Source organism: Amycolatopsis methanolica 239, assembly GCF_000739085.1.
Taxonomy (GTDB): Bacteria; Actinomycetota; Actinomycetes; order Mycobacteriales; family Pseudonocardiaceae; genus Amycolatopsis_E; species Amycolatopsis_E methanolica.
In genome coordinates this window covers 5,200,584-5,223,012 of the sequence record NZ_CP009110.1, presented here as the reverse complement: position 1 = coordinate 5,223,012, position 22,429 = coordinate 5,200,584, and the positions used below count along the sequence as shown (strand labels likewise).

The 22,429-nt window shown below is 71.7% G+C and carries 25 protein-coding genes and 1 pseudogene; 15 read left to right on the top strand and 11 right to left on the bottom strand.

Going from position 1 to position 22,429, the window contains the following annotated elements:
- Positions 1-31 precede the first annotated feature (31 nt).
- From AMETH_RS25375 to AMETH_RS25360, 4 genes are read left to right on the top strand one after another with little or no spacing between them, the layout of a single operon-like run.
- On the top strand, positions 32-961 hold the full coding sequence (locus AMETH_RS25375) for a trypsin-like serine peptidase (RefSeq protein WP_017983991.1): 930 nt from the start codon (positions 32-34) through the stop codon (positions 959-961).
- A gap of 46 nt (positions 962-1,007) precedes the next feature.
- A complete protein-coding gene (locus AMETH_RS25370; protein WP_017983990.1) occupies positions 1,008-1,541 on the top strand; it encodes a GNAT family N-acetyltransferase in 534 nt (177 codons plus the stop codon).
- 39 nt (positions 1,542-1,580) lie between these two features.
- Complete coding sequence (locus AMETH_RS25365; protein WP_156131725.1) at positions 1,581-1,916, top strand: hypothetical protein; 336 nt, start codon at positions 1,581-1,583, stop codon at positions 1,914-1,916.
- Complete coding sequence (locus AMETH_RS25360) at positions 1,913-3,304, top strand: class II 3-deoxy-7-phosphoheptulonate synthase (protein WP_026153352.1); 1,392 nt, start codon at positions 1,913-1,915, stop codon at positions 3,302-3,304. Before AMETH_RS25365 ends, AMETH_RS25360 begins: the two co-directional genes overlap by 4 nt.
- A gap of 164 nt (positions 3,305-3,468) precedes the next feature.
- Here AMETH_RS25360 and AMETH_RS25355 read toward each other — a convergent pair whose 3' ends face one another.
- The 3 genes from AMETH_RS25355 to pknB form a co-directional block, all read right to left on the bottom strand.
- Positions 3,469-4,047: a 2'-5' RNA ligase family protein gene (locus tag AMETH_RS25355; protein WP_017983988.1), complete on the bottom strand. Its 579-nt coding sequence runs from the start codon at positions 4,045-4,047 to the stop codon at positions 3,469-3,471.
- A gap of 32 nt (positions 4,048-4,079) precedes the next feature.
- On the bottom strand, positions 4,080-5,399 hold the full coding sequence (locus AMETH_RS25350; RefSeq protein WP_223842931.1) for a wax ester/triacylglycerol synthase family O-acyltransferase: 1,320 nt from the start codon (positions 5,397-5,399) through the stop codon (positions 4,080-4,082).
- Positions 5,400-5,565: 166 nt separating this feature from the next.
- Complete coding sequence (gene pknB, locus AMETH_RS25345) at positions 5,566-7,554, bottom strand: Stk1 family PASTA domain-containing Ser/Thr kinase (protein WP_017983986.1); 1,989 nt, start codon at positions 7,552-7,554, stop codon at positions 5,566-5,568.
- Between the two features lie 125 nt (positions 7,555-7,679).
- On the opposite strand from pknB, the gene AMETH_RS25340 reads away from it, so the two are divergent.
- Positions 7,680-8,048 (top strand): Rv2175c family DNA-binding protein, encoded by a 369-nt coding sequence (locus tag AMETH_RS25340; protein ID WP_017983985.1) that lies wholly within the window; start codon positions 7,680-7,682, stop codon positions 8,046-8,048.
- A gap of 45 nt (positions 8,049-8,093) precedes the next feature.
- Here AMETH_RS25340 and AMETH_RS25335 read toward each other — a convergent pair whose 3' ends face one another.
- Together AMETH_RS25335 and AMETH_RS25330 are read right to left on the bottom strand one after the other, a co-directional pair.
- Entirely contained in the window at positions 8,094-8,879 is a 786-nt protein-coding gene (locus AMETH_RS25335; protein ID WP_017983984.1) for an LLM class F420-dependent oxidoreductase, read from the bottom strand.
- A gap of 109 nt (positions 8,880-8,988) precedes the next feature.
- The gene (locus AMETH_RS25330) at positions 8,989-10,059 is read right to left on the bottom strand and encodes a polyprenyl synthetase family protein (RefSeq protein ID WP_017983983.1); all 1,071 of its coding nucleotides are present in this window, start codon (positions 10,057-10,059) and stop codon (positions 8,989-8,991) included.
- Positions 10,060-10,137: 78 nt separating this feature from the next.
- On the opposite strand from AMETH_RS25330, the gene AMETH_RS25325 reads away from it, so the two are divergent.
- The gene (locus AMETH_RS25325) at positions 10,138-10,932 is read left to right on the top strand and encodes a PIG-L family deacetylase (RefSeq protein WP_017983982.1); all 795 of its coding nucleotides are present in this window, start codon (positions 10,138-10,140) and stop codon (positions 10,930-10,932) included.
- Here AMETH_RS25325 and AMETH_RS25320 read toward each other — a convergent pair.
- On the bottom strand, positions 10,929-11,366 hold the full coding sequence (locus AMETH_RS25320; RefSeq protein ID WP_026153351.1) for a VOC family protein: 438 nt from the start codon (positions 11,364-11,366) through the stop codon (positions 10,929-10,931). The two genes, AMETH_RS25325 and AMETH_RS25320, sit on opposite strands and share 4 nt — an antisense overlap.
- Before the next feature lie 9 nt (positions 11,367-11,375).
- On the opposite strand from AMETH_RS25320, the gene AMETH_RS25315 reads away from it, so the two are divergent.
- A complete protein-coding gene (locus AMETH_RS25315) occupies positions 11,376-12,128 on the top strand; it encodes a helix-turn-helix domain-containing protein (RefSeq protein ID WP_017983980.1) in 753 nt (250 codons plus the stop codon).
- A 49-nt stretch (positions 12,129-12,177) separates the two neighbouring features.
- Here the strand turns inward: AMETH_RS25315 and AMETH_RS25310 are convergent, their stop codons facing one another.
- On the bottom strand, positions 12,178-12,735 hold the full coding sequence (locus tag AMETH_RS25310) for a helix-turn-helix domain-containing protein (RefSeq protein ID WP_017983979.1): 558 nt from the start codon (positions 12,733-12,735) through the stop codon (positions 12,178-12,180).
- Between the two features lie 69 nt (positions 12,736-12,804).
- On the opposite strand from AMETH_RS25310, the gene AMETH_RS25305 reads away from it, so the two are divergent.
- Positions 12,805-13,467: an AzlC family ABC transporter permease gene (locus AMETH_RS25305; RefSeq protein ID WP_026153350.1), complete on the top strand. Its 663-nt coding sequence runs from the start codon at positions 12,805-12,807 to the stop codon at positions 13,465-13,467.
- On the top strand, positions 13,464-13,775 hold the full coding sequence (locus AMETH_RS25300) for an AzlD domain-containing protein (protein ID WP_017983977.1): 312 nt from the start codon (positions 13,464-13,466) through the stop codon (positions 13,773-13,775). The genes AMETH_RS25305 and AMETH_RS25300 overlap by 4 nt, the downstream gene beginning before the upstream one ends.
- On the opposite strand, the gene AMETH_RS25295 is transcribed toward AMETH_RS25300, so the two are convergent.
- Entirely contained in the window at positions 13,772-14,524 is a 753-nt protein-coding gene (locus AMETH_RS25295) for a group II truncated hemoglobin (protein ID WP_017983976.1), read from the bottom strand. The two genes, AMETH_RS25300 and AMETH_RS25295, sit on opposite strands and share 4 nt — an antisense overlap.
- Positions 14,525-14,667: 143 nt before the next feature.
- Here AMETH_RS25295 and AMETH_RS37310 point away from each other — a divergent pair.
- Positions 14,668-14,835 (top strand): annotated as a pseudogene (locus AMETH_RS37310) (winged helix-turn-helix transcriptional regulator); the annotation flags it as partial.
- A 111-nt stretch (positions 14,836-14,946) separates the two neighbouring features.
- On the opposite strand, the gene AMETH_RS25290 reads toward AMETH_RS37310, so the two are convergent.
- Positions 14,947-15,801 (bottom strand): LysR family transcriptional regulator, encoded by an 855-nt coding sequence (locus tag AMETH_RS25290; protein ID WP_017983974.1) that lies wholly within the window; start codon positions 15,799-15,801, stop codon positions 14,947-14,949.
- An 84-nt stretch (positions 15,802-15,885) separates the two neighbouring features.
- Here AMETH_RS25290 and AMETH_RS25285 point away from each other — a divergent pair, with 84 nt between their 5' ends.
- The 4 genes from AMETH_RS25285 to AMETH_RS25270 all read left to right on the top strand — a co-directional run bounded on the left by AMETH_RS25285 (position 15,886) and on the right by AMETH_RS25270 (position 20,594).
- Positions 15,886-16,893, top strand: a complete 1,008-nt coding sequence (locus AMETH_RS25285; protein WP_017983973.1) for a bile acid:sodium symporter family protein — start codon at positions 15,886-15,888, stop codon at positions 16,891-16,893.
- 59 nt (positions 16,894-16,952) lie between these two features.
- A complete protein-coding gene (locus AMETH_RS25280; RefSeq protein WP_017983972.1) occupies positions 16,953-17,837 on the top strand; it encodes a methylenetetrahydrofolate reductase in 885 nt (294 codons plus the stop codon).
- A gap of 31 nt (positions 17,838-17,868) precedes the next feature.
- Positions 17,869-19,530, top strand: coding sequence for a DUF885 domain-containing protein (locus tag AMETH_RS25275; RefSeq protein WP_017983971.1), 1,662 nt, complete (start codon positions 17,869-17,871; stop codon positions 19,528-19,530).
- A gap of 170 nt (positions 19,531-19,700) precedes the next feature.
- A complete protein-coding gene (locus tag AMETH_RS25270) occupies positions 19,701-20,594 on the top strand; it encodes a DMT family transporter (protein WP_017983970.1) in 894 nt (297 codons plus the stop codon).
- On the opposite strand, the gene AMETH_RS25265 is transcribed toward AMETH_RS25270, so the two are convergent.
- Together AMETH_RS25265 and AMETH_RS25260 are read right to left on the bottom strand one after the other, a co-directional pair.
- Complete coding sequence (locus tag AMETH_RS25265; protein ID WP_017983969.1) at positions 20,579-21,148, bottom strand: GNAT family N-acetyltransferase; 570 nt, start codon at positions 21,146-21,148, stop codon at positions 20,579-20,581. The genes AMETH_RS25270 and AMETH_RS25265 overlap by 16 nt on opposite strands.
- Positions 21,145-21,645 (bottom strand): YbaK/EbsC family protein, encoded by a 501-nt coding sequence (locus AMETH_RS25260; RefSeq protein WP_017983968.1) that lies wholly within the window; start codon positions 21,643-21,645, stop codon positions 21,145-21,147. The genes AMETH_RS25265 and AMETH_RS25260 overlap by 4 nt, the downstream gene beginning before the upstream one ends.
- Positions 21,646-21,814: 169 nt before the next feature.
- Here AMETH_RS25260 and AMETH_RS25255 point away from each other — a divergent pair, with 169 nt between their 5' ends.
- The gene (locus tag AMETH_RS25255) at positions 21,815-22,399 is read left to right on the top strand and encodes a DUF5134 domain-containing protein (RefSeq protein WP_017983967.1); all 585 of its coding nucleotides are present in this window, start codon (positions 21,815-21,817) and stop codon (positions 22,397-22,399) included.
- Positions 22,400-22,429 lie beyond the last annotated feature (30 nt).

Here is a 22,429-nt window from a genome sequence, read left to right as displayed (position 1 = left end):
ACAACGGGTCGACCGGCAGACGGGTGGCGTCATGAAGCGAACAGGTATCCGGGCACTGGTCCTCGCGGCGGTCGCCGCGGTCACCACGGCGGTGTTCAACGCGCCCGCCACGGCGGCGCCCGGCCCGGCGGTCCACGTCCACGGCGCCGGTGCCGCGGAGTACTGGACGCCGGAGAAGATGCGCTCGGCCAAACCGCTCGACGGCCTAATGACCGCCGCGCGGGACCTCAGCGCCGACGTCCGCACCGCGGTGCCGCGCCTGCTCCCGTCGCGGACCTCGAAGGTCGGCACCGGCGACCCGTGGACCGGCGGCGGCGCGGTCACCCACACCTCGGGACGGGTGTTCTTCACCTTCAACGGTTCCCCGGCCTCCTGCAGCGGGGACGCTGTCACCAGCGCCAACAGCAGCGTCGTCATCACCGCTGGACACTGCGTGAAGTACCAGGGCAGCTGGCACACCAACTGGGTCTTCGTGCCGGGCTACGACAACGGCAACGCCCCGTACGGCGAGTGGGCGGCCACCACGACCCTCACCACGCCGCAGTGGCAGGCGAGCGAGGACCTCAACTACGACGTCGGCGCCGCCGTCGTCGCCCCGCTCAACGGCCAGTACCTCACCGATGTCGTCGGCTCGCAGGGCATCGCGTTCAACCAGCCGCGCGGGCAGGTGATGTACAGCTTCGGCTACCCGGCCGAGCCGCCGTACGACGGCAGCGAGCTGACCTACTGCGCCGGCCGCACCTTCAACGACACGTTCGGCAGCAACGACCTCGGAATGCGCTGCAACATGACCGGCGGCTCCAGCGGCGGCCCGTGGTTGCTCAACTTCAACGAGGCGACCGGGACCGGCATCCAGAACTCGGTGAACAGCTTCGGCTACACGTTCCTGCCCGGCGTGATGTTCGGCCCGTACTTCGGCGCGGACGCGGAGGCGCTCTACAACGCGGCGGCTGCCCGGTAGTTCATATTCGGTTGCTGCGGCCGGTCCGGTCGGATAGGAAGCCCGCATGCTGAAGGGCGAGAAGGTCGGGCTGCGGGCCCGGTACGACGAGGACATCCCGATCCTGCGGACCGAGCTCTACGACGACGTCGTCAACGGTTCCCGGGCCGAAAGCCGGCCGTGGCGGCCGATCTCGCCGAGCTCGAAGGACCGGCGGCTGCACGTCGACGACAGCGGGGAGGAACACGTCCCGTTCTCGGTCGTCGAGCTGGCGGGCGACACGCTGGTCGGCACCGCGACGCTGTGGGGGATCGACACCCACAACCGGTCCGCGCACATCGGGCTGGGACTGCTGCCGTCCGCGCGCGGCAAGGGTTACGGCAGCGACGTGGTCGCGGTGCTGTGCCACTACGGCTTCGTGGTGCGCGGCCTGCAGCGGCTGCAGATCGAGACGCTGGCGGACAACTTCGCGATGCTGCGGGCGGCGGAGCGCAACGGCTTCGTCCGGGAGGGCGTGCTGCGCAAGTCAGCGTGGGTGATGGGCGAGTTCCTGGACGAGGTGCTCCTCGGGCTCCTCGCGCACGAGTGGAAGGCGCGCTAGGGCTCTTCCGGGAGCAGCTGACAGGCAATGGTGACCGCGGTGAGCCGCGTCGGCGAGGCGATCACGTCGGTGGCGGCGGTCGTGATCATCGTGTTCCTGTCGTTGTTCGGGTTCTTCCGTTCGATGGGCCCGTCACTGGCGATCGCGGTCACCCTGACCGACGACCCGAGTCCGGACGCGGCGATCGACACCGTGGCGGGCCAGCTGCGGACGGCCGCGCACGACGGCGCCCCACCCGGGACTCGCGCCGGGGAGCGTGGGACTCGCGGGCGGGGCGGCGAGTTCGACACTCGGACGCGCGAGTTCCACGTTCGGGGTGGCCCCCGCCACCTCGGGGCGGATCGTCCCAGCGCACCCCATATCCTGGGGTGGTGAACTGGACCGTGGACGTGCCCGTCGACACCCTTCCCGAGCTGCCGCCCCTGCCGCCGGAACTGCGTGCCCGGCTGGACGACGCCCTGTCCCGCCCCGCCGCCCAGCAGCCGGAGTGGCCCGACGCCGACGCGGTCGGCCGGGTCCGCCACCTGCTCGAGGCCGTGCCGCCCATCACCGTGCCCGCCGAGATCGACCGGCTCCAGGACCGCCTCGCCATGGTCGCCCGCGGCGAGGCCTTCCTGCTCCAGGGCGGCGACTGCGCCGAGACGTTCGAGTCCAACACCGAGCCGCACATCCGCGCCAACCTGCGCACGCTCCTGCAGATGGCCGTCGTCCTCACCTACGGCGCCAGCCTGCCCGTCGTGAAGGTGGGGCGCATCGCGGGCCAGTACGCCAAGCCGCGCTCCAACAGCACCGACGCGCTCGGCCTGCCCGTCTACCGCGGTGACATCGTCAACTCGCTCGTCGCCAAGCCCGAGCTGCGCGTCCCCGACCCGGGCCGCATGATCCGCGCCTACGCCAATTCCGGCGCGGCGATGAACCTGGTCCGCGCTCTCACCGGCGCCGGCATGGCCGACCTCGCCCAGGTGCACGACTGGAACAAGGACTTCGTCCGCACCTCGCCCGCGGGCGAGCGCTACGAGGCGCTGGCCGGTGAGATCGACCGCGGCCTGCGGTTCATGTCCGCGTGTGGCGTCAGCGACACCTCGCTGCACTCCACCGAGATCTTCGCCAGCCACGAGGCCCTGCTGCTCGACTACGAGCGCGCCATGCTGCGGATGGACAACGCCAACGCGGCCAACCCGAAGCTGTACAACCTGTCGTCGCACTTCCTGTGGATCGGCGAGCGCACCCGGCAGCTCGACGGCGCCCACATCGCCCTCGCCGAACTGCTGGCCAACCCCATCGGCGTCAAGATCGGCCCGACCACCACGCCCGAGCAGGCCGTGGAGTACGTGGAACGGCTCGACCCGCGCAACCAGCCCGGCCGCGTCACCCTCATCTCCCGCATGGGCAACGGCAAGGTCCGCGACGTCCTGCCCGCCATCGTGGAAAAGGTCGAGGCCACCGGCCACAAGGTCATCTGGCAGTGCGACCCGATGCACGGCAACACGCACGAGTCGTCCAGCGGCTACAAGACCCGCCACTTCGACCGCATCATCGACGAGGTCCAGGGCTTCTTCGAGGTGCACCACAAGCTCGGCAGCTACCCCGGCGGCATCCACATCGAGCTCACCGGCGAAGACGTCACCGAGTGCCTCGGCGGGGCGCAGGAGATCTCCGATTCCGATCTGGCCGGCCGGTACGAGACGGCTTGTGATCCGCGGCTGAACACGCAGCAGTCACTGGAGCTGGCGTTTCTGGTGGCTGAGATGTTGCGGGGTTGATTGCTGCGGCGCTACGCGAGTTTCTCGGGCGCCGGGCTTCGCTTCGCTACGCCCGGATCTTGGTGCCCTCCCGAACCCGATCCCCAGCCAAATCGGTTGCGGGAGAGGGGTGGTTCGGGGGTTGGCGCGTTTCGTTGCCGGGTGTCCGTTGCGTAGCCGCGTTCTCAGCTCGCGAAGTAGTCTTTGGCGGCTTCCCTGGGGCGCTGTAGCGGCGCGGGCAGCTCGAAGGCCGTCACCGTGCGCCACGGGCCGTGTTCGTCCTCGCCCGCTACCAGGTGCACGCGGTCGATCCAGGCCCGCACCGGGAGCGCCGCGGCCAGTTCCGCCGCCGCGCGCCGCCGGGTGTGGGCGTCGCCCGTGCGGTGGTCCACCACGGTCAGGTGGGGGACCGTGTCGGGGTGCTCGCCGCCGTAGGGCGGGTGCGCCGGGAAACGTTCGCACACCGCCTGCGTCAGCGCCCGGAAGTGCTCGTCCGGCTCCGGCGCCAGCCACACCACCTCCGAGCCGAACCACCCGACCTGCGAAAACTCGCACTCGAACGCCTCGATGCCGACCAGCGCGGCCTCCAGATCAGCCACCGTCGCGGCGTCGATGTCCCGCGGCGCCACGAACGGGTACAGCACGGTCACGTGCGCCGGCACGGTCCGCCGATGCCGGGTGACCAGGTGGTCCGTCTCGGGGACGGGGACGACGATGGCACTCTTCGTGGCACGGCGAAGCCACTGCGCGTCGGGGACCGGCATGGCTTCATCATGACTGAAACCGCGCCGGATGTTTAGATCGACCGCTCGTACAGAGCAGCGGCGGACTTCAGCACGGCGTCCCGCAGCGAACCGGTGTCGGACACCGCGTCGCCGTTCATTTGCAGTCCGATGTGGACGTGGTCGGCGTACGTGGCAGTCGCGACGCCCACCGCGTGGCGCGGCGCCAGCGGCACGGACGGGTAGATCTCGCACAACCGCGCGCCGCCCAGGGCCAGGTCCAGCTTCGGCAACGGCACGTTCGTGATCACCGTGTCGAACAGCACCCCCGCGGCCTTCCCGGCCACCTTCGTCGCCAGCCGGTGCAGCCCCGGCGGCAACCGGTCGGCCAGCACCGGCAGCGCACCCGCCCCGCGCTGCGGCCCCGCCGCCTTGTTCCGGTTCATCGACCAGCGGATCTCCCGCAACCGCCGCACCGGATCGTCCAGGTGCACCGGCAGATCGCACAGGTAACCGGACAGCTGGTTGGCGCCCAAGCCGCCCTCACGCGCCCGCATGCTCACCGGGATCAGAGCCCGCAACGTACGCGCGTCCGGGCGCTGCCCGCGGTTGATCATCCACTCCCGCAGCGCGCCGGCCAGGACGGCGAGCACGACGTCGTTGGGCGTGCCGCCGTGCGTGCCGCGGATGGTGCGGATGTCGGCGAGCGGCAACCGGACGAACCCGAGCCGCCGGCTGGCCGAATCCGGCGCCCCCAACGGGGAGAACGGGTACGGCCGTGCGGCACGCAGGACCGCCGACGCGATCGCCGCGTTCTCCCCGGCCTGTCTGACTGCCTCCACGACCCCGTCCCGCAGCGCCGCCAGCGGCGAACGGGGATCGGCCGTCCGGTCGGCCGCCTCGATGAGCATCCGCGTGATCGGCAGCTCGTCCAGCAGTCCGGCGGCCACCGCGAACGCGCCAGCCCCGTCGGTGAACGCGTGGTGCAGCTTGAGCAGCAGCGCGAACCGGCCCTCCGCCAGCCCGGTCACGACGTGCACGTCCCACAGCGGCCGGTCCATCGGCAGCGGCTGCTCTATCCACTCGGCCGCGTGCGTGGCGAGCGGATCGTCGGCGTAGAACCCGGTGAGCCGGTGCACGTGGATGTGCCGGCGCGGATCGAATTCCGGGTCCTCCACCCAGGTCGCTCCCCCCGGTGGGAACAACGACGAGCGGAACCGCTGGCGCAGGCGCGGGATCCGTCTCGCCCGCCGGGCGAGCAAATCGGCGATCCGGTGCGGGTCAGCGGGTTCATCCGGTTGGAAGATCACCGCCGCCCCCATGTGCATGGGGGTCGATTCCCCTTCCAGGCAAAGGAAAGCAACGTCCAGCCCACTGAGCTGACGGCCAGCCATAGACGACCCCTCTACGGTCGGTGACACGGGATTGCCTGCTACTTGAGCAAACGGACGTGACGAAACGGTAGTCCATTTGTTTCGGCAGCGCTAACGGCTCCCAATTCTCACTCGAATGGGGTACTGGTCCTTTGTGGACGTCAAATCACGTCGATCTCCTTGTCGATCAAGGAAATACTTGCAATTTCACCTTTTTGCCGCGTTCGACCCGCTCGCCGGGCTGGGGATCCTGGCCGACGACGATGGAGAAGTTCCGCGTGCGGCCCTTGACCTCGGCCTGCAGGCCCGCGTCGGTGAGCAGCTGGATCGCGTCCTGCACCGGCCGTCCGAGCACGGACGGGACCTCGACCGCGGTGGAGGTGAACACGCCGACCCGCTTGTCGCCATGGCCGTCGATGGTGGTCCCTGCTGCCGGAGTGGTGCGGGTGACGCTGCCGCTCGGTACGTCCGCGGAGAACTCGGTGCCGGCATCGTAGGGCTCGAATCCGGCCTCCCTCAACCGCTGGAAGGCCTCATTCCGGCTCAACCCGACGACGCTGGGCACCGGCGACGGCGGGGCGCCCTGCGACAGGCCGATCCGCACCGGCGAGCCGATGGTGAGCTGGGTGCCGGGCTTCGGATCGACCACGAGCACCTTCCCGGCGGGCACCGTGCTGCTGTAGGTGTCGATGCTCTCGTCCCGCCGCGGCGTGAGCCCGGCCGCCTTGACGGCCGCCTCCGCCTGCGCCAGCTCGATGCCCGGGCTGATGTCGGGCACCGTCGGCCGGCCCGAGGACAACACCAGGGTGACCAAGCTGCTGTTCGGCACCGACGTTCCGGCCTGCGGATCGCTGCCGATCGCCTTGCCCGCCGCGACGGTGTCGCTGAACTGGCGGGTCACGGTGACCGACAGGCCGGCGTCGTGCAGCGTCTTCTCCGCTGTGGCCTGGTCCAGGCCTGCCACCGGTGGGATCGCGATCGAGTCGGCGGCGTCCTCGCCGACGCTGAACCACCACACGCCGGTGCCGACCAGCGCCACCACCAGCGTGGCGATGACGGCCCACAGCACGACCGGGCGGCGCTGGACGAACGTCTTCAGGTCCTCCCGCGGCGGCGCGGGCGGCGGCATGGGCGCGGCCTGCGGGCGGACCATCGCGCGAGTGCCGCGCGGGCCTGCGATCGGGTCCGTCGTCGCGACCGGCGAGAACGCGGGCACGGTCTTTTCCGGGTCCACGGGCGGGGCGGACGGAGCGGGCGCGGCGGGCACCTTCTTCGGCGGCAGCACCGGGATCGGCGCGGGCGCGATGCCCAGCGCCGCCCGCACGCGGCGCAGCTCCTGCAGGAACGCGGCGGCGTCGGCCGGCCGCGCTTCGGGGGCGCGCCGCGTGACGCGCAGCACCAGGTCGTCCAGCAACGCGGGCAGGCCGGGCTCGACCGTGCTGGGCGCCGGGACGTCGTCGTTCACGTGCCGGTACGCGACCGAGATGGCGGTGTCGCCGGTGTAGGGCACCTGGCCGGTGAGCATCTCGTAGAGCACGATGCCCGCCGAGTAGACGTCGCCGCGCTCGCCCGCCATGCCGGTCGTGACCTGCTCGGGCGCCAGGTAGGACACGGTGCCGAGGATGATGCTCGAACTGGTGGTGCCCGCGCTCGCGACGGCCCGCACGAGGCCGAAGTCGGCGACCTTCACCACCCCGGTGGACGGGTGGCCGGTGGCGCCGATCAGCACGTTCTCCGGCTTCACGTCGCGGTGCACCAGGCCGGCCTGGTGCGCGGCCGACAACGCGGCGAGCATCTGCTCGGCCACGCTCAGCGCCAGCGGCACGTCCAGCTTGCCCCGCTGGTCCAGCAGATCGCGCAGCGTGCCCCCGTCGACCAGCTCCATCACGAGGAACACGTGCGAGCGGTCGCCTGCCACGTCGACGCCCTGGTCGTGCACTGTCACCACGTTCGGGTGGTGCAGCTTCGCGGCCAGCCGCGCCTCGCGCTCAAATCGCTCGACGAACGACCGGTCGTCGGCGAAGCGCGGGTCCATGATCTTGATGGCGACCGGACGGTCCAGCCTCGTGTCCGACCCCCGGTAGACGGCCGACATGCCGCCCCGCGCGAGGAGGCCGTCGACCCGGTAACGCCGCTCCAGGAGCGTCCCGGCCAGGCTGGTTTCCGTGCTCGTCACGCGCCCGATCGTACGGACTTTGCCGGAGTCGGTGGAGCCGCCCCGGGACTGCCGTGGTTGAGCTTTCGTTACGCCGTTCGCGCGACATTGCGGACAACCAGGCCTGATGTGGCACCCTGTCTTGCGTGAGTGCGATCCCAGTCGCTGATGACATCCTCGACGCCGACGTGGCCGTGCTGTCGCTGGCGCAAGTGGCGGAGCAGATCGGCCTTTCGGTGAACAAGGTCCGGCAGCTGCTCCGGGACGGTCAGCTGCTCGCCGTCCGGCGCGACGGCGACCTCATGGTCCCGGCCGACTTCTTCGTCGGCGGGCAGCCGGTGAAGGGGCTGACCGGGCTGCTGACGGTGCTCGCCGACGCCGGGTTCAGCCGCACCGAGATGCTGCGCTGGCTCTACGAGGCGGACGAGACGCTGCCCGGCAGCACCCCGATCAACGCCCTGCGCACCAACCACGGCACGGAGGTGAAGCGCCGCGCCCAGGCCATGGCGTTCTAGCGAGGAGGCGGGCGCGTCACCGCACCCGCCTCCGCCGAGCAGGTGTCAGCCGTTCTGGGCGTCGCGCCACGAGATCCACTTCTTCAGCAGGCCCAGGTCGTAGTCCGGGCCGCCGACGCCGACGGTGAACAGGCTCACACCCAGCCCCCGCAGCTTCGGGCCCAGCTCGTCCGGCTCGCCCTGCACGCCGGTGGAGATCTCGATCTCGCCGGCGTCGCGGCCGACGTCCGCGCAGTGCTGCTTCAGGATCCCGACCTTGCGCTCGACGGTCTCCGGGTCGCCGAAGCCGTGCCAGATGTCGGCGTGCTTCGCGACCAGCTTGAGCGTCTTCTTCTCGCCGCCGCCGCCGATCAGCACCGGGATCTTGCGGGTGGGCGCCGGGTTGAGCTTGCCCAGCCGCGACTCGATGCGCGGCAGCGCCTCGGCCAGGTCGTCGAGCCTGCCGCCCGCGGTGCCGAACTCGTAGCCGTACTCGTCGTAGTCCTTCTCGAACCAGCCGGAGCCGATGCCGAGGATCAGGCGGCCGTCGCTGATGTGGTCGACCGTGCGCGCCATGTCGGCGAGCAGCTCGGGGTTGCGGTAGCTGTTGCAGGTGACCAGCGCGCCGATCTCGACCCGCGACGTCGACTCCGCCCAGGCGCCGAGCATGGTCCAGCACTCGAAGTGCTTGCCGTCGGGGTCGCCGTACAAGGGGTAGAAGTGATCCCAGTTGAAGATGATGTCGACGCCGAGGTCTTCGGCGGCGGAGGCGGTTTCGCGGATGGTCCGGTAGTCGGCGTGCTGCGGCTGGAGCTGCAGCCCGATCCGGATCGGCCTGGTGGTGTCGGTCATACCGCCAGCCTAGCCACACCCGGGACACCCGCGCAGTGTGGCGGAAGTGCTTGCCGCGCATGGACTTCCACCTGGATCGCACTCCAGGTGGAAGTCCACTGTGTACCGGTCAGAAGGTGCGCTGGGTGGCGAGTTCGGCCAGCTCGGCGAGCCGGGTCGCCGCGGGTTCGGCCAGGCTGGCGCGCTCCAGCGCGGCCAGCGCGGTCCCGGTCAGCGCGGTGATCCGCTGCTCGACCGCGTCCACGGCGCCGACCTCGGTCAGCGTCCGGCGCACCCGGTCCACCTCGTCGTCGGCGAGGTCGGCGCCGATCGCGTCGGCGATGAGCTTGTGCTGCTCGGTGTCCTCGGCCAGTTGCAGGCCCAGTGCGACCAGCAGCGTGCGCTTGCCCTCGCGCAGGTCGTCGCCCGCCGGCTTGCCGGTGACCGACGGGTCGCCGAACACGCCGAGCAGGTCGTCCCGCAGCTGGAACGCCACGCCGAGGTCGTCGCCGAACTCGCGCAGCGTCGCGATGCGCTGCTCGTCCGCGCCGGCCAGCGCGGCGCCGAGGTGGAGCGGGCGCTGCACGGTGTAGGCGGCGGTCTTGAGGCGCGAGACCCGCAGCGCGGCTTCGGGCGAGGTGTCGCCGGTGGCCTGCGTGCGCACGTCCAGGTACTGGCCGGCGAGCACCTCGGTGCGCATGGCGCGCCACGCCGGGCGCGCGGCGTCGAGGGTCGCGGCGGGCAGCGGGGCGCTGTTGAACATGTCGTCCGCCCAGGCCAGCGCCAGGTCGCCGATCAGCACCGACGCGGCCAGGCCGAACGTTTCGGGTGCGCCGAGCCAGCCGTTCGCCCGGTGCTCCCGGGCGTAGGAGACGTGCACGGTGGGGCGGCCGCGGCGCGAGTCGGAGGAGTCGATGAGGTCGTCGTGGATCAACGCGCACGCCTGCACCAGCTCGAGGCTGGCGACGGCCCGCAGCACGCCCTCGGCGTCGGGGCCATGCGGGTCGCCGCCCGCGCCGCGCCAGGCCCACCACGCGAACGTCGGCCGCAGCCGCTTGCCGCCGCCGAGCACGAACCCGGTCAGTGTGTCGACGCCGGAGCCGAACGCCGGCTGCGCTGCCCGGACGGACGCGCCCGCCTCGGTGAGGAACGCGGCCAGGTGGCGTTCCAGGTGCTGGGGCAGGTCGGCGTCGAAGTCCATGCGCCTATCGTCGACGACATGCGCCGGGCGCGCTTGGCGGGGTGGCCGCGATGTGATCGGCGCCCGTAGGCTCGGCTCGTGGCGACCTTGGTGACGTTTCACGCCCACCCCGACGACGAGTGCATCGCCTGCGGCGGGATCATGCGCAAGGCCTTCGAAGAGGGGCACCGGGTCGTGCTCGTCGTCGCGACCCGTGGCGAGCACGGCGAGGTGCCGCCCGGCTTCCTCGCCGACGACGAGCCGCTGTGGCGGCGCCGGGTCGAGGAGACCAGGGCGGCGGCCGAGATTCTCGGCGCGAAACGGCTGGAGTTCCTCGGCTACACCGATTCCGGGATGATGGGCACGCCCGAGAACGACCTGCCCGGCTCGTTCTGGCGGGCGCCGGTGGAGGAGGCGGCGGCGAAGCTCGCGGCGATCCTGCGCGAGGAGCGGGCGGACGTGCTGACCGTCTACGACGACCACGGCACCTACGGCCACCCGGACCACATCCAGGTGCACCGCGTCGGGATGCGCGCGGCCGAGCTGGCCGGCACGCCGCGGGTGTACCAGAGCACGGTCAACACCGACCACATGCGCGCCGGCCTGGCGGAGTTCGCCGCGCGGGCCGCCGAGTCCGGCATCAAGATCCCCGGTGTCGAAACTCTCAGCGAGCTGGGCAAGCCGGCCGCGGAGATCACCGCCGCGGTCGACGTGCGGCCGTGGCTGGGCGCCAAACGCGCGGCGATGCGCGCGCACGCCAGCCAGATCAGCGAGCAGTCCCTGTTCCTGGCGATGCCCGAGGACGCGTTCACCCACGCCTTCGGCACCGAGTGGTTCATCCGCGCGGGCCAGGGGCCGGGCATCACCGAAACCGACGTGATGGCGGGGCTCTAGGACTCCACCAGGCCGAGCCGCACCCGGCCGTCCGGGTCGACCGACCACGACGGGTTGTGCGCGACCTCCCAGATCAGCCCGTTCGGGTCGCGGAAGTGGCCGTGGTAGCCGCCGAACGCGGCCCGCTCGCCGGGTTTCACGATGTCCGCGCCGACCTCGGCGGCCTTCGCGAGGCAGCGGTCGACCTCGTCCGGGCTGCCGACGTTGTGCGACAACGTCAGCCCGGCCGGCCCAGTGATGTCGGTGCTGTTCATGTCGGCGGCGAACTTCACCGTGTCGAACAGCCCGAGCGTGACACCGGGCGCGATCTGGAAGAACAGGATTTCGTCCGGCACGTCCAGCAACGGCTGCCAGCCCAGGCCGTCCACGTAGAACGCCCTGGCGACGTCGGTGTCCCGGGTCGCCACCGTGATGAAGTGCACGCCTTGTTCCATACTCGGAGCATGGCAGCCGCGCCCGGGGACGGCTTGAACGAAACGGACACCTACCGCGAACAGGTGGGTTCCGGTGTCGTGCGCTGCTGGTGGGCGCAGCGGGCGCCGGGCGAGTTCGTGCAGCGGGTGGTGCCGGACGCGGCGGCGGACGTGATCGTGGCATCGACCGGCGCGGCCTGCCTGGTGGGGCCCACGTTGGCGCCCGCGTTGCACCAGTTGCCGCATGGCGCGGAGCTGCGCGGGCTGCGGCTGCGGACCGAGGCGATCGCCGCGGTGCTGGGCCTGCCGGGCCACGAGGTGCGGGACGCGGTGGTGCCGTTGAGCGCGGTGCTGCCGGACGCGGCTGCCCGCACGGTCGCGGAATCGGTGTGGCGCGGTGCTTTCCCGTCGGCGTTGCGTCCGCGGCCGGGTGATCCGCGGGTGCGGCACGCGGTGAGCCGGATCTGGCGGGGCGCGCCGCTGGACTCGGTGGCGGACGAGGTGTCGCTGACGGGCCGCCAGTTGCGCCGGCTGTTCACCGAGCACGTCGGCCTCGGGCCCAAGGCGCTGCAGCGGATCGTGCGGTTCCAGCGTTTCCTGCGCAGCGCGGACGCCGTGCGCCCGTCGTCGCTGGCGGACTTCGCGGCGGCCGCCGGCTACGCCGACCAGGCCCACTTGACGCGCGAGACGCGTGACCTGGCCGGGGTGACGCCCGCGGTGCTGGTCCGGGAACGCCACGGCCTGGTCACACCGGACGCCGCGGGCGCGGTGGCCGTCTTCTGACGCAGCGGGAGGAGCCGCTCGTCCGTCGTCGAGCTAGCGACGCGCGCGCCTACGTGTGCTCGGAGACCAGCACCGCACGGGTGCCCGGCTCCAGGGCCTGGAAGATGTGCGCCACGTCGCCCGGGTAGGCGATGTAGTCGCCGGGGGCGAGTTCCACCGGCTCGTCCACCAGGCCGACCAGGGCCCGGCCCGAGCTGAGCACCACGTGCTCCACCACGCCGGGCATGTGCGGGTCGGAGCGGCGCGGCGTGCCCGGCTCGGCCGAGATGCGGAAGATGTCGCGGCGCGCGTTCGGCGGGCAGGACGCCACGAGCGTCGCCACGTAGTCGGAGCGCTCGGAGTAGAAGGTGGGCCCCTCGTCGGCGCGGATGACCTGCACCTGCGGCCGCACCGGCTCGACCAGCCGCGCGAACGGCACGTCGAGCACCACGCTGAGCGCCCACAGCGTTTCCACGCTCGGGTTGCCGCTGCCGGCTTCCAGTTGGGACAACGTCGACTTGGCGATGCCCGCCCGCTTGGCGACCTCGCTGAGGGACAGCCCCGTGCGGGCGCGTTCCCGTCGCAGGGAGGCTGCGATGACGTCCAGTGGTGCGCCGCGCTCGGCCATGCGTGTTCGCTCCAGAAGTCCGGTTGTTCGGCTTGACGAACGATCTGTCGGTGTTCAGTATGTAAGGTGATGCGTACGATATACCGAACACTCGACCGTCGCCTGCTGCGTGACGTCGCCCTGGTGGCGCTGGCCGACGGGGTCGTCGGCATCTCCTACGGCGCCATCAGCACCGGGTCCGGCTTCGGCGCCTGGCTGCCGGTGGTGATGTCGCTGGTGGTGTTCGCCGGCGCGGCACAGTTCCTGTTCGTCGGGCTGGTGGCGGCGGGCGGCAGCCCGTTCGCGGCGGCCGTCGCCGGGCTGCTGGTCAACAGCAGGCACCTGCCGTTCGGCATGGCGGTCAGCGACGTCCTCGGCCGCCGCGGGCGCATCCTGGGCAGCCACCTGATGACCGACGAGAACGTGGCGTTCGCGCTGGCGCAGGAGGACGCCGCACGCCGTCGCGCCGCCTACTGGGCTTGCGGGATCGGCATCTTCGTCTGCTGGAACGTGGGCGTGCTCGCGGGCGCCTTCGCGGGCACGGTCATCGGCGACACCGACGCGTTCGGGCTGGACGCCGCCTTCCCCGCTGTGCTGCTCGCGCTGGTGCTGCCGTCGCTGAAGGACCGCGACACCCGCCACGCGGCGGTGGCCGGCGGGGTGGTCGCGCTCGCGGCCACCCCGTTCCTGCCCGCGGGACTGCCGGTGCTGCTCGCGCTGGCCGGGGTGCTGGTGCTGGTGGTGCGGCGATGACCCTGCTGATCGCGATCGCGGTGCTCGCCGCGGGCACCTTCGCGTTCCGGTTCGCCGGGCCGGTGCTGCAGTCGAGGATCCAGCTCCCGGTCAGGGTGCAGAACCTGATGGCGGTCTCGGCGACGGTCCTGCTGGTCGCTGTCGTGGCGACGGGCGCGCTCGCGGAGGGCCACGGCTTCGCCGGGTTCGCCCGCCCGATCGGCGTCGCCGTCGGCGGTGTGCTCGCGTGGCGGAAGGCGCCGTTCCTGGTGGTGGTCGTCGCCGCGGCGGCGGTCACGGCGCTGCTGAGGCTGGCCGGCGTGCCCTAGCCCTGCCAGGGACGCACCGAACCCCAGCCCCAGACCGGCATCGGCTCGTCGACGGCTGGGCGCGCGCCGGGACGGGAGAAGAACACCGCCAGCCGCGTGCCCCACTCCAGGTAGGCGACGAACGCCGACCGGAACTCCGGGTCCGACGGCAGGCCCACCTCGTCCGCGGTCTCCAGCAGGAGGCCGATCCAGCGGCGGCGCTGCTCTTCGGTGATCGCCTTGCCGAGGTGCTTCGACACCATGTGGCGGTGACCGCCGCGGTGCGTGCTGTAGTCCTTCGGGCCGCCGAACACCTCGCCGACCCACTGCGCGACGTGCTTCGCGTGCTCGGCGTCCATGCCGGCGAACAGCGGCGCGAGCAGCTTGTCCGCGGGCACTTTCTGGTAGAAGGCGGTGAACAGCTTCTCGAACGCCCCGGCGCCGCCTGCCCACTCGTACAGGCTCGGCAGGGGACTGCCGATGTCGAGGGGTTCGTAGTGGCGCATTTCTTCGATGGCGTCGACGAAGCCGCGGACCTCGGCGAAGAAGGGCGGGAAGTGCGGGCCCTTCCGGAAATCGGTCAGGTGCGCGTCGGCGGAGGTCCAGGTGAGCCGGACGACGTAGCATTCCGGTTCGTCCACGCAGCGGGTCATCTCGAAGTCGTGGCACTCGGGAGCGGCGGCCAGGTGCACGGAGGCGCGCCGGTAGGCGTCCTCGAATTCCGCGCCCTGCCCGGCGGGAATCCGGTAGCGGATGTATTCGGTGAGCACCGGTCAAGTCGAGCACCTGTGCCGTGGCCCGGCAAGTACGTACTTTGTGGTGCGTGAACACGACCCGCACGCGCTACTACTGCCCGGTCGAACTCGCCGTCGACGTCATCGCCGGCAAGTGGGCCGTGGTGGTGCTGGCGTACTTGAAGGAGCGCGACCACCGGTACGGCGAGCTGCGCAGGCGGATGCCGGGCATCAGCGAGAAGGTGCTGACGACGCGGTTGCGGGAGCTGGAGGCGGCCGGGCTGGTGGAGAGGTCCGTGCAGGACGGCGCGATCCGGTCCGTCGCCTACCGCGTGTCCGCGGAGGGCGCGGAGCTGGCCCCGGCCCTGCAGATCCTGCACGACTGGGGACAGCGCCGGGCGCAGCGGGAGGGGTGCGCATCGAACCGGCCGGGTAGCGGCGGTTCCGGAAGTCCGGGCCTAACCGTGCAGCCGGCTCGCCTCCGCGCGGATCGCTTCCGACAGCGCCGCCGTGGGGCCGCGTGGCGTGGCCGACCGGGTGGTCAGCAGGAACTGCACCTCGCCAGGATCGGGCAGCCCGTGGCCGGCCGGGAGTTCCACCAGCCCGGCCGGGATCAGGCTCCGCGCGAAAACCACGACGCCGAGGCCGGCGAGCGCCGCCGCGCGCAGGCCGTTCAGGCTGCCGCTCGTGCAGACGATCCGCCACGGCTTTCCGTTGTCCTGCAACGACTCCAGTGCCCTGGCGCGGGTGATGCTCGGCGGCGGGTAGGCGATCAGCGGCACCGGTGCGCCCGGCTCCAGCTCGAACCCCTCGCGCCCCACCCACACCAGCGCGTCCGTCCACAACGGACTTCCCGCCTCGTCGCTCGCGCGCCGCTTGCCCAGCACCAGGTCCAGCTCGCCCACGCGCAGCTTTTCATGCAGCACACCGGACAGATCCACGGTCAGCTCGAGGTCGACCAGCGGGTGCAGCCGCCGGAACTCGCGCAGGATCTCCGGCAGCGGCCCGGCCACGAAGTCCTCCGACGCGCCGAACCGCACCCGGCCGCGCAACTCCGGCCCGGCGAAGTAGGCCAGCGCCCGCTCGATGTCCTCCAGGATCGTCCCGGCGAACCCGATCATCGCCTCGCCGTCCGGCGTCAGCGACACCGAGTGCGTGTCACGCAGCAGGAGTTGCTGCGAGGTCGCCTCTTCGAGCTTGCGCACGTGCTGGCTCACCGTCGACTGCCGCAGCCCGAGCCGCTGCCCGGCGCGCGTGAAGCTGCGGGTCTCGGCCACCGTCAGGAACGTCCGCAGCCACACGGGATCGAGCACGCCGGCATCCAGAACGAATCGCGATAGCAGTTATGCCCTTCATCATACTTCACAATCGCCCCAGTACGGCGGACCATCGGGAGCGTGAAAAGTCCCGCCGCGCTCCTCGCCAAGCTCCGCATCGACCCGTTCGTCGTCGGCATCCTCGCCGCGGTCGGGATCGCCTGCCTGGTGCCGGCGCGCGGCCAGGGCGCGGAGATCGCGTCCTGGGTCACCTCGATCGGCGTCGGTGCGCTGTTCTTCCTCTACGGCGCGCGCCTGTCTACCGCCGAGGCCGTGGCCGGCTTCAAGCACTGGCGGCTGCACCTGGTGATCCTGGCCACGACGTTCGTGCTGTTCCCGCTGCTCGGCCTGACCACGAAGCTGCTCGTGCCGTCCGTGCTGACCCCCGCGCTGGCCGCCGGCGTGATCTTCCTGTGCACGCTGCCCTCGACGGTCAACTCCTCGATCGCGTTCACCTCGATCGCCAAGGGCAACGTGGCCGCCGCCATCTGCGCCGCGTCGTTCTCCAGCCTGCTGGGCATCGTCATCACGCCGCTGCTGGTCGGCCTGCTGCTGCACAGCACCGGCAACGGCTTCTCGCTGGACGCGGTCACCTCGATCGTGTTGCAACTGCTCGTGCCGTTCATCGCCGGGCAGGTCGCGCGCCGCTGGATCGGCGGGTTCCTCACGCGTCACAAGAAGGTCCTCGGCCGCGCCGACCGCACCGTGATCCTGATGGTCGTCTACGCGGCGTTCAGCGAGGGCGTCGTGGCCGGCATCTGGCACCAGCTGACCCCGCTCGCGCTCGGCGGGCTGGTGGTCGTCAACCTCGCGTTGTTCTACGTCGTGTTCTGGACCCTCAAACTGGTCACGCCGAAGCTGGGCTTCGGCCGCGCGGACCGCGTGGCGATCATCTTCGCCGGGTCGAAGAAGAGCCTCGCCAGCGGACTGCCGATGGCCGCGGTCCTGTTCCCGGCGCAGACGGTCGCCCTGATCGTGCTGCCGCTGATGCTGTTCCACCAGGCCCAGCTCATGATCTGCGCGGTGCTGGCCAGGCGGTGGGGCGCCAAGGCCGATGCGGACCAACCCGCTGCGGCCGCGGTGCGTTAGCCGTTCTCAGGTGGCGGACCTCATTTCCCACCTTTCGGACACCGGTTACCATTGCCCGCATGACGTCGGTGATCGAGCGCCTGCGAGGGGAGTCCCCGGCGTTCTCCATTGAGTTCTTCCCGCCCCGCGACGCGGCCGACGAGGCCGTGCTGTGGCGGTCGATCCGCGAGCTGGAGCCGCTGGACCCCGCCTATATGTCGATCACCTACGGCGCGGGCGGGTCGAGCCGGGACGGCACCATCCGCAGCATCGCGCGGGTGGCGACCGAGACCACGCTGGTGCCGATGGCGCACCTGACCGCGGTGGACCACTCCGTCGCCGAGTTGCGCAACGTCATCGGCTGGTACGCCGCGGTCGGCGTGCGCAACATCCTCGCGCTGCGCGGCGACCCGCCGGGCGACCCGTACGGCGAGTGGGTGCCGCACCCGCAGGGCCTGAGCTACGCCGAGGAGCTGGTCGCGCTCGTCCGCTCGCTGGGCGACTTCTGCGTCGGCGTCTCCGCGTTCCCCTACGGCCACCCGCGCTCGCTCGACCTGGACACCGACACGAAGTACCTGGTGCGCAAGTTCCGCGCGGGCGCCGACTTCGGCATCGCCCAGCTGTTCTTCGAGGCCGAGGACTTCCTGCGGCTGCGCGACCGGGTCGCCGCCGCGGGCTGCGACGCGCTGGTCATCCCCGGCGTGATGCCGCTGACCACGCCGCGCACCCTGCACACCACGATCCGGCTGTCCGGCGCGCCCGCGCCGCAGCGGCTGCTGGACCGGCTCGAACCGCTGGCCGACGACCCGAAGGCGTTCCGCGCCGAGGGCCTGGACGTGGTCACCGAGCTGTGCGAACGGCTCATCGCCGAAGGCGTGCCGGACCTGCACTTCTACACCTTCAACCGGTCCAAGGCGACCCGCGAGGTCGTCCACCGGCTCGGTCTGGTGCCCGCGCGCGCGTAAATCCGGTTGCCGGATTCGGTAGGTTGCATCCATGGGCGTGCACCAGATCTGTGACCAGTTCGTCGAGGACTTCGCCGCCGCGCACCCCGTCGCGGCGACCGAGATGGGCATCCCGGGCTACGACGACCAGCTCACCGACTACTCGCCGGAGGGCTACGCCGCCCGTGCCGCGCTGGAACGGCGCGCGTTGGAGGCGGTCACCGCCGCCGAGGCGGCCGACGCGGGGGAGCGCGCCGCCAAGGCCGTGTTCACCGAGCGGATCGGGCTGGACCTGGAGATCCACGACGCCGGCCTGGACGTCGCGTCGCTGAACGTCATCGCGAGCCCGGTGCAGGACCTGCGCATGGTGTTCGACCTCATGCCCACCGACACGCCCGAGCAGTGGGCGACCATCGCCAAGCGCCTGGCGAAGGTTCCGGACGCCGTCGACGGCATCCGTGCGTCCCTGCTGGCCGCCGTCGAGGCCGGTAACGCGCCCGCGCTGCGCCAGGTCACCAAGGTCGCCGAGCAGGCCGAGACGTGGGCCGGGCTGTCCGGGGAGACCGGCTTCTTCCAGAACATGATCGCCGGCGCGCCCGAGGGTGCGCCGCGCGCGGACCTCGACCGCGGAGCCCGCGCCGCCCAGGAGGCCTACGCCGAGCTCGCCGGGTTCCTGCGCGCCGAGCTGGCGCCGAAGGCCCGCGCGAAGGACGCCGTCGGAGAGGACGCCTACCGGCTCTGGTCGCGTTACTTCATCGGCGCGAAGCTCGACCCGCGCGAGTCCTACGAGTGGGGCTGGGCCGAGTTCCTGCGGCTGGAAGCCGAGATGAAGGCCGTCGCCGAGCGCATCGCGCCGGGTGGGACCCTCGCCCACGCGGCCGCCGCGCTGGACGCTGACCCGCGCTACCAGGTGCAAGGCCGGGACGCGTTCCAGCGGTGGATGCAGGAACTGTCCGACACCGCGCTCGCCGACCTGCGCGGCAAGCACTTCGACATCCCGGATCCGCTGATGGCCTTGGACTGCCGCATCGCCCCGCCCGGCGGCGGCGCAGGCGCGTACTACACGGGCCCGAACGAGGACTTCACCCGTCCCGGCACCATGTGGTGGTCGCTGCCGCCGGGCCGCGACGAGTTCACCACCTGGCGCGAGGTCAGCACCGTCTATCACGAGGGCGTGCCGGGTCACCACCTGCAGATCGCCACCGCCGTGCACGAGCAGTCGCTCAACCGGTTCCAGCGGCTCCTGGCGTTCACGTCCGGGCACGGCGAGGGCTGGGCGCTCTACGCCGAGCGGCTGATGCAGGACCTCGGCTACCTCGCCGACGACGGCGACCTGCTCGGCATGCTGTCCGAGCAGCTGTTCCGCGCCGCGCGGGTGATCGTCGACTTCGGCATGCACCTGGAGCTGGAGATCCCGTCCGGCACCGGGTTCCACGAAGGCGAGCGGTGGACGCCCGACCTCGGCCTGGAGTTCATGCTGACCCGCACCATCACCGACGAGCCGCTCGTGCGCGACGAGATCAACCGCTACCTCGGCTGGCCCGGCCAGGCCCCGGCGTACAAGCTGGGGGAGCGCTTGTGGATCGAGGCGCGTGAGGACGCGCGCAAGCGCCAGGGCGACGCGTTCGACCTCAAGGACTTCCACACCAAGGCCCTCCGTCTCGGCGGCATGGGCCTCGACACCCTCCGCGAACAGCTCGCCGAACTCGACTGAAGGACATCGTGATGCACCGGGTCTTCCTCGTCACCCCACCGCCCCCGGCCTAGCGGGGCGGTCGCTTCTCGCCGCATTTGTGCGGCGCCACAAGGCATCACGTGTTCGCGTGATGCCGCATCGCCCCGCGTCCACGGCACTGTCCACACAAGACGCTGGAGCGAATTTCCATGTCCGTTTCCGTCGAGGCGCCCGCGCGCGCCCGATCGTCGTTGACCCTGCTCGTCGCCGGGGTGCTGTGGGGCACCGGCGGCCTGTCCGGGTCGCTGCTCGCCACCCGCGGTGGTCTCTCCGCGATTTCCGTTGCCACGTACCGGTTGCTGCTCGGCGGCGGCGCGCTCGTGGTGTTCCTGTGGCTCTCTCGCGGCCTGCGCGGGATGGTCTGGACCAAGCCGGTGGTCCGCCGGATCGCGCTGGCCGGCGGGCTCCTCGGCTCGTTCCAGGCGGCGTACTTCGCCGCGGTCACGCTGACCTCGGTCGGCACCGCGACGATGGTCACGATCGGCAGCGTGCCGGTCTTCGTCACCGCTGCCACGGCGATCCGCGCCCGCCACCTGCCCGGCCCGCTGACCCTCGTTTCGGTCGCACTCGGGCTGGCCGGGCTGGCCCTGCTGTCCGCCACCCCCGGCCACGGCGGCTGGCGGCTGCTCGGCGGCGTGGCGTTCGCACTGACCGCCGGCGCGGGTTTCAGCGTGCTGACGCTGGCGCTGCGCCGTCCCGTCGAAGGCCTGGACTACCAGCGCACCACCGCGTTCGGGCTGCTCACCGGCGGGTTGCTGCTGCTGCCCGCCGGCCTGGTCCTCGGCATGGCGCTCCCGCTGCGGCTGGACGTCCTCGCGGTCGCGCTGTACTTCGGCGTCGTGCCGACCGGGCTGGGGTACGTGCTGTACTTCCGCGTTCTCGGCACCGCGCGGCCCGTCGTCGCGGCGCTCGCGACCCTGCTGGAACCCCTCACCGCGGCGATCCTGTCCGCCGTCGTCCTGCACGAGGACCTCGGCGTCCAGGGCTGGTGCGGCGCCGCGCTGCTGGGCGCCGGACTGCTGGTGGGCTACCTGCGGTCCTGAGGCGCCAGCGGCAGGGTGCGGCCGAGGATGGCGAACGGGCGTGGATCACCGGCGAAGTGGTAGTCGCGCAGCGCGTCGACGAAACCCAGGCGCCGGTACAGCTTCCACGCCCGGCTCGGCCCCTCCGGCGTGGATAGCAGGACGTGCCTGCTGTCCACGCCGTCGAGCAGGCGGCGCAGCAGGTCCTCGCCGATCCCGCGGGCCTGGCTCGCCGGTCGGACGTGGATCTCGGTCAGCTCGAAGTAGTCGGCCAGCCACTGCTGGGCGAGCTGCTCGCCGCCCGCGGAGGTCAGCCCGCGCCGCACCTGCTCGTGCCACCACTGGCCGGGCGCGCCCCGGTAGCCGTAGGCGATGCCTAGCATCGTGCCCTCGGCGTCGAACGCGGCGATGCAGCGCCAGCCCTCGCGTAGCGCGTGCGTGAGCCACATCGGGGCGCGCTGCTCGGCCGTGCCCGGCGGGTAGCGCATCGCCTCGACGTAGATGGCGAGCGCTTCCCGCAGGCGAGTGCGGAAGTCGTCGGCGGACAGCTGCGTGTAGTCCAGGGACGTGGTCATGACGCGACGTCCGCGGGCTGTCCGCCGGTGACGGCGACGAGGTCGGCGAAGGTGGTCGGGAAGACCGACTTGGCGTGCCCGGCCGCCGCCCACACGGTGTCGTACGCCTGCAGCGCGGTGTCGACGAGGGTGAGCACCGGGGCCGGGTGCCCGACCGGGGCGACACCGCCGATGGCCTGCCCGGTGTGCTCCCGCACGAACGCCGGGTCGGCCTTCTCGACCGACTCGGCGCCGACCAGTGCGGCGAGCGTGTCCGTGTTGGCCCGGTGGGCGCCCGAGGTCAGCGACAGCAGCGGGACGGTGCGGTCGGCGAACACCGCGCGGAAGACGAGGCTGTTGGCGATCGCGCCGGTCTCGACCCCGAGGGCCTCGGCGGCCTGCGCGGCCGTACGCACTTCGGCCGGCAGGATGCGGATGCCGGCAGCGGCGTCGTGACGGCCGGCCTCGGCGAGCGCGGCAGCGACCTTCGCCACCGCCGGATGGTCCAGGCTGCTCATACGGATATGAGATCACGGGCCGGGACCGGTGGCGACGCGTATCCCCGCCGAGTCGTCCGGAACGGCCAGGGAGTTCCCGGCCGTGGGACTTTTCACCCCCGCCCGGCGAGCGTGTTTTTCCTTGTCCGCCAACGATATCGTGATCCGATCCGCGCGAAAGGTGGCCCGCATGTTCTCGTCCCCGGCATGGCTCGGCTGGTCGCTGGCCGGCCTGTTCACGGTGCTCGCGATCTTCTCCCTGATCCAGGTCCTCGCCCCCGCGACCCGCTCCTGGGCGGCGTGCTGCGACGGGGTGACCGGCGACCGCGAATCCGCGCTCGCGCACTCGGTGATGGCCGTGGCGATGGCGCTGATGTTCGTGCCGTGGGGCAACTCCGTCCCGGCGATCGCCCGGAACGCAGTGTTCGTGGCGATGGCCGCCTGGTTCGCGGCCACGCTGTTCCGCGCCGCCCCCGGGCTGCCGCGGTGGCGCTCCGCGGCGACGCACCACCTGCTGGGCGCGGTGGCGATGCTGGCGATGGTCAGCGCCATGGGTGGCGCGCCGGCGGCGAGCGGTGACCACGGCGGCCACTCCAGCGCGTCCGCAGGGTTCCTGCTGCCCGCCGTGATGGCCGGTCTGGTCGTGTACTTCGCCGCCGACGTCGCACTGTCCGGCTGGCGTGCGGTGCGGGGCGGGCCGGTCGGCCGCGGCTCCGGCGCCGCGCGGGCCGTCATGGGCGCCGGAATGACTGTGATGCTCGTGCCGATGCTCTAAACGGGTTGAGTCTCCCGTAGCTGGAGACTT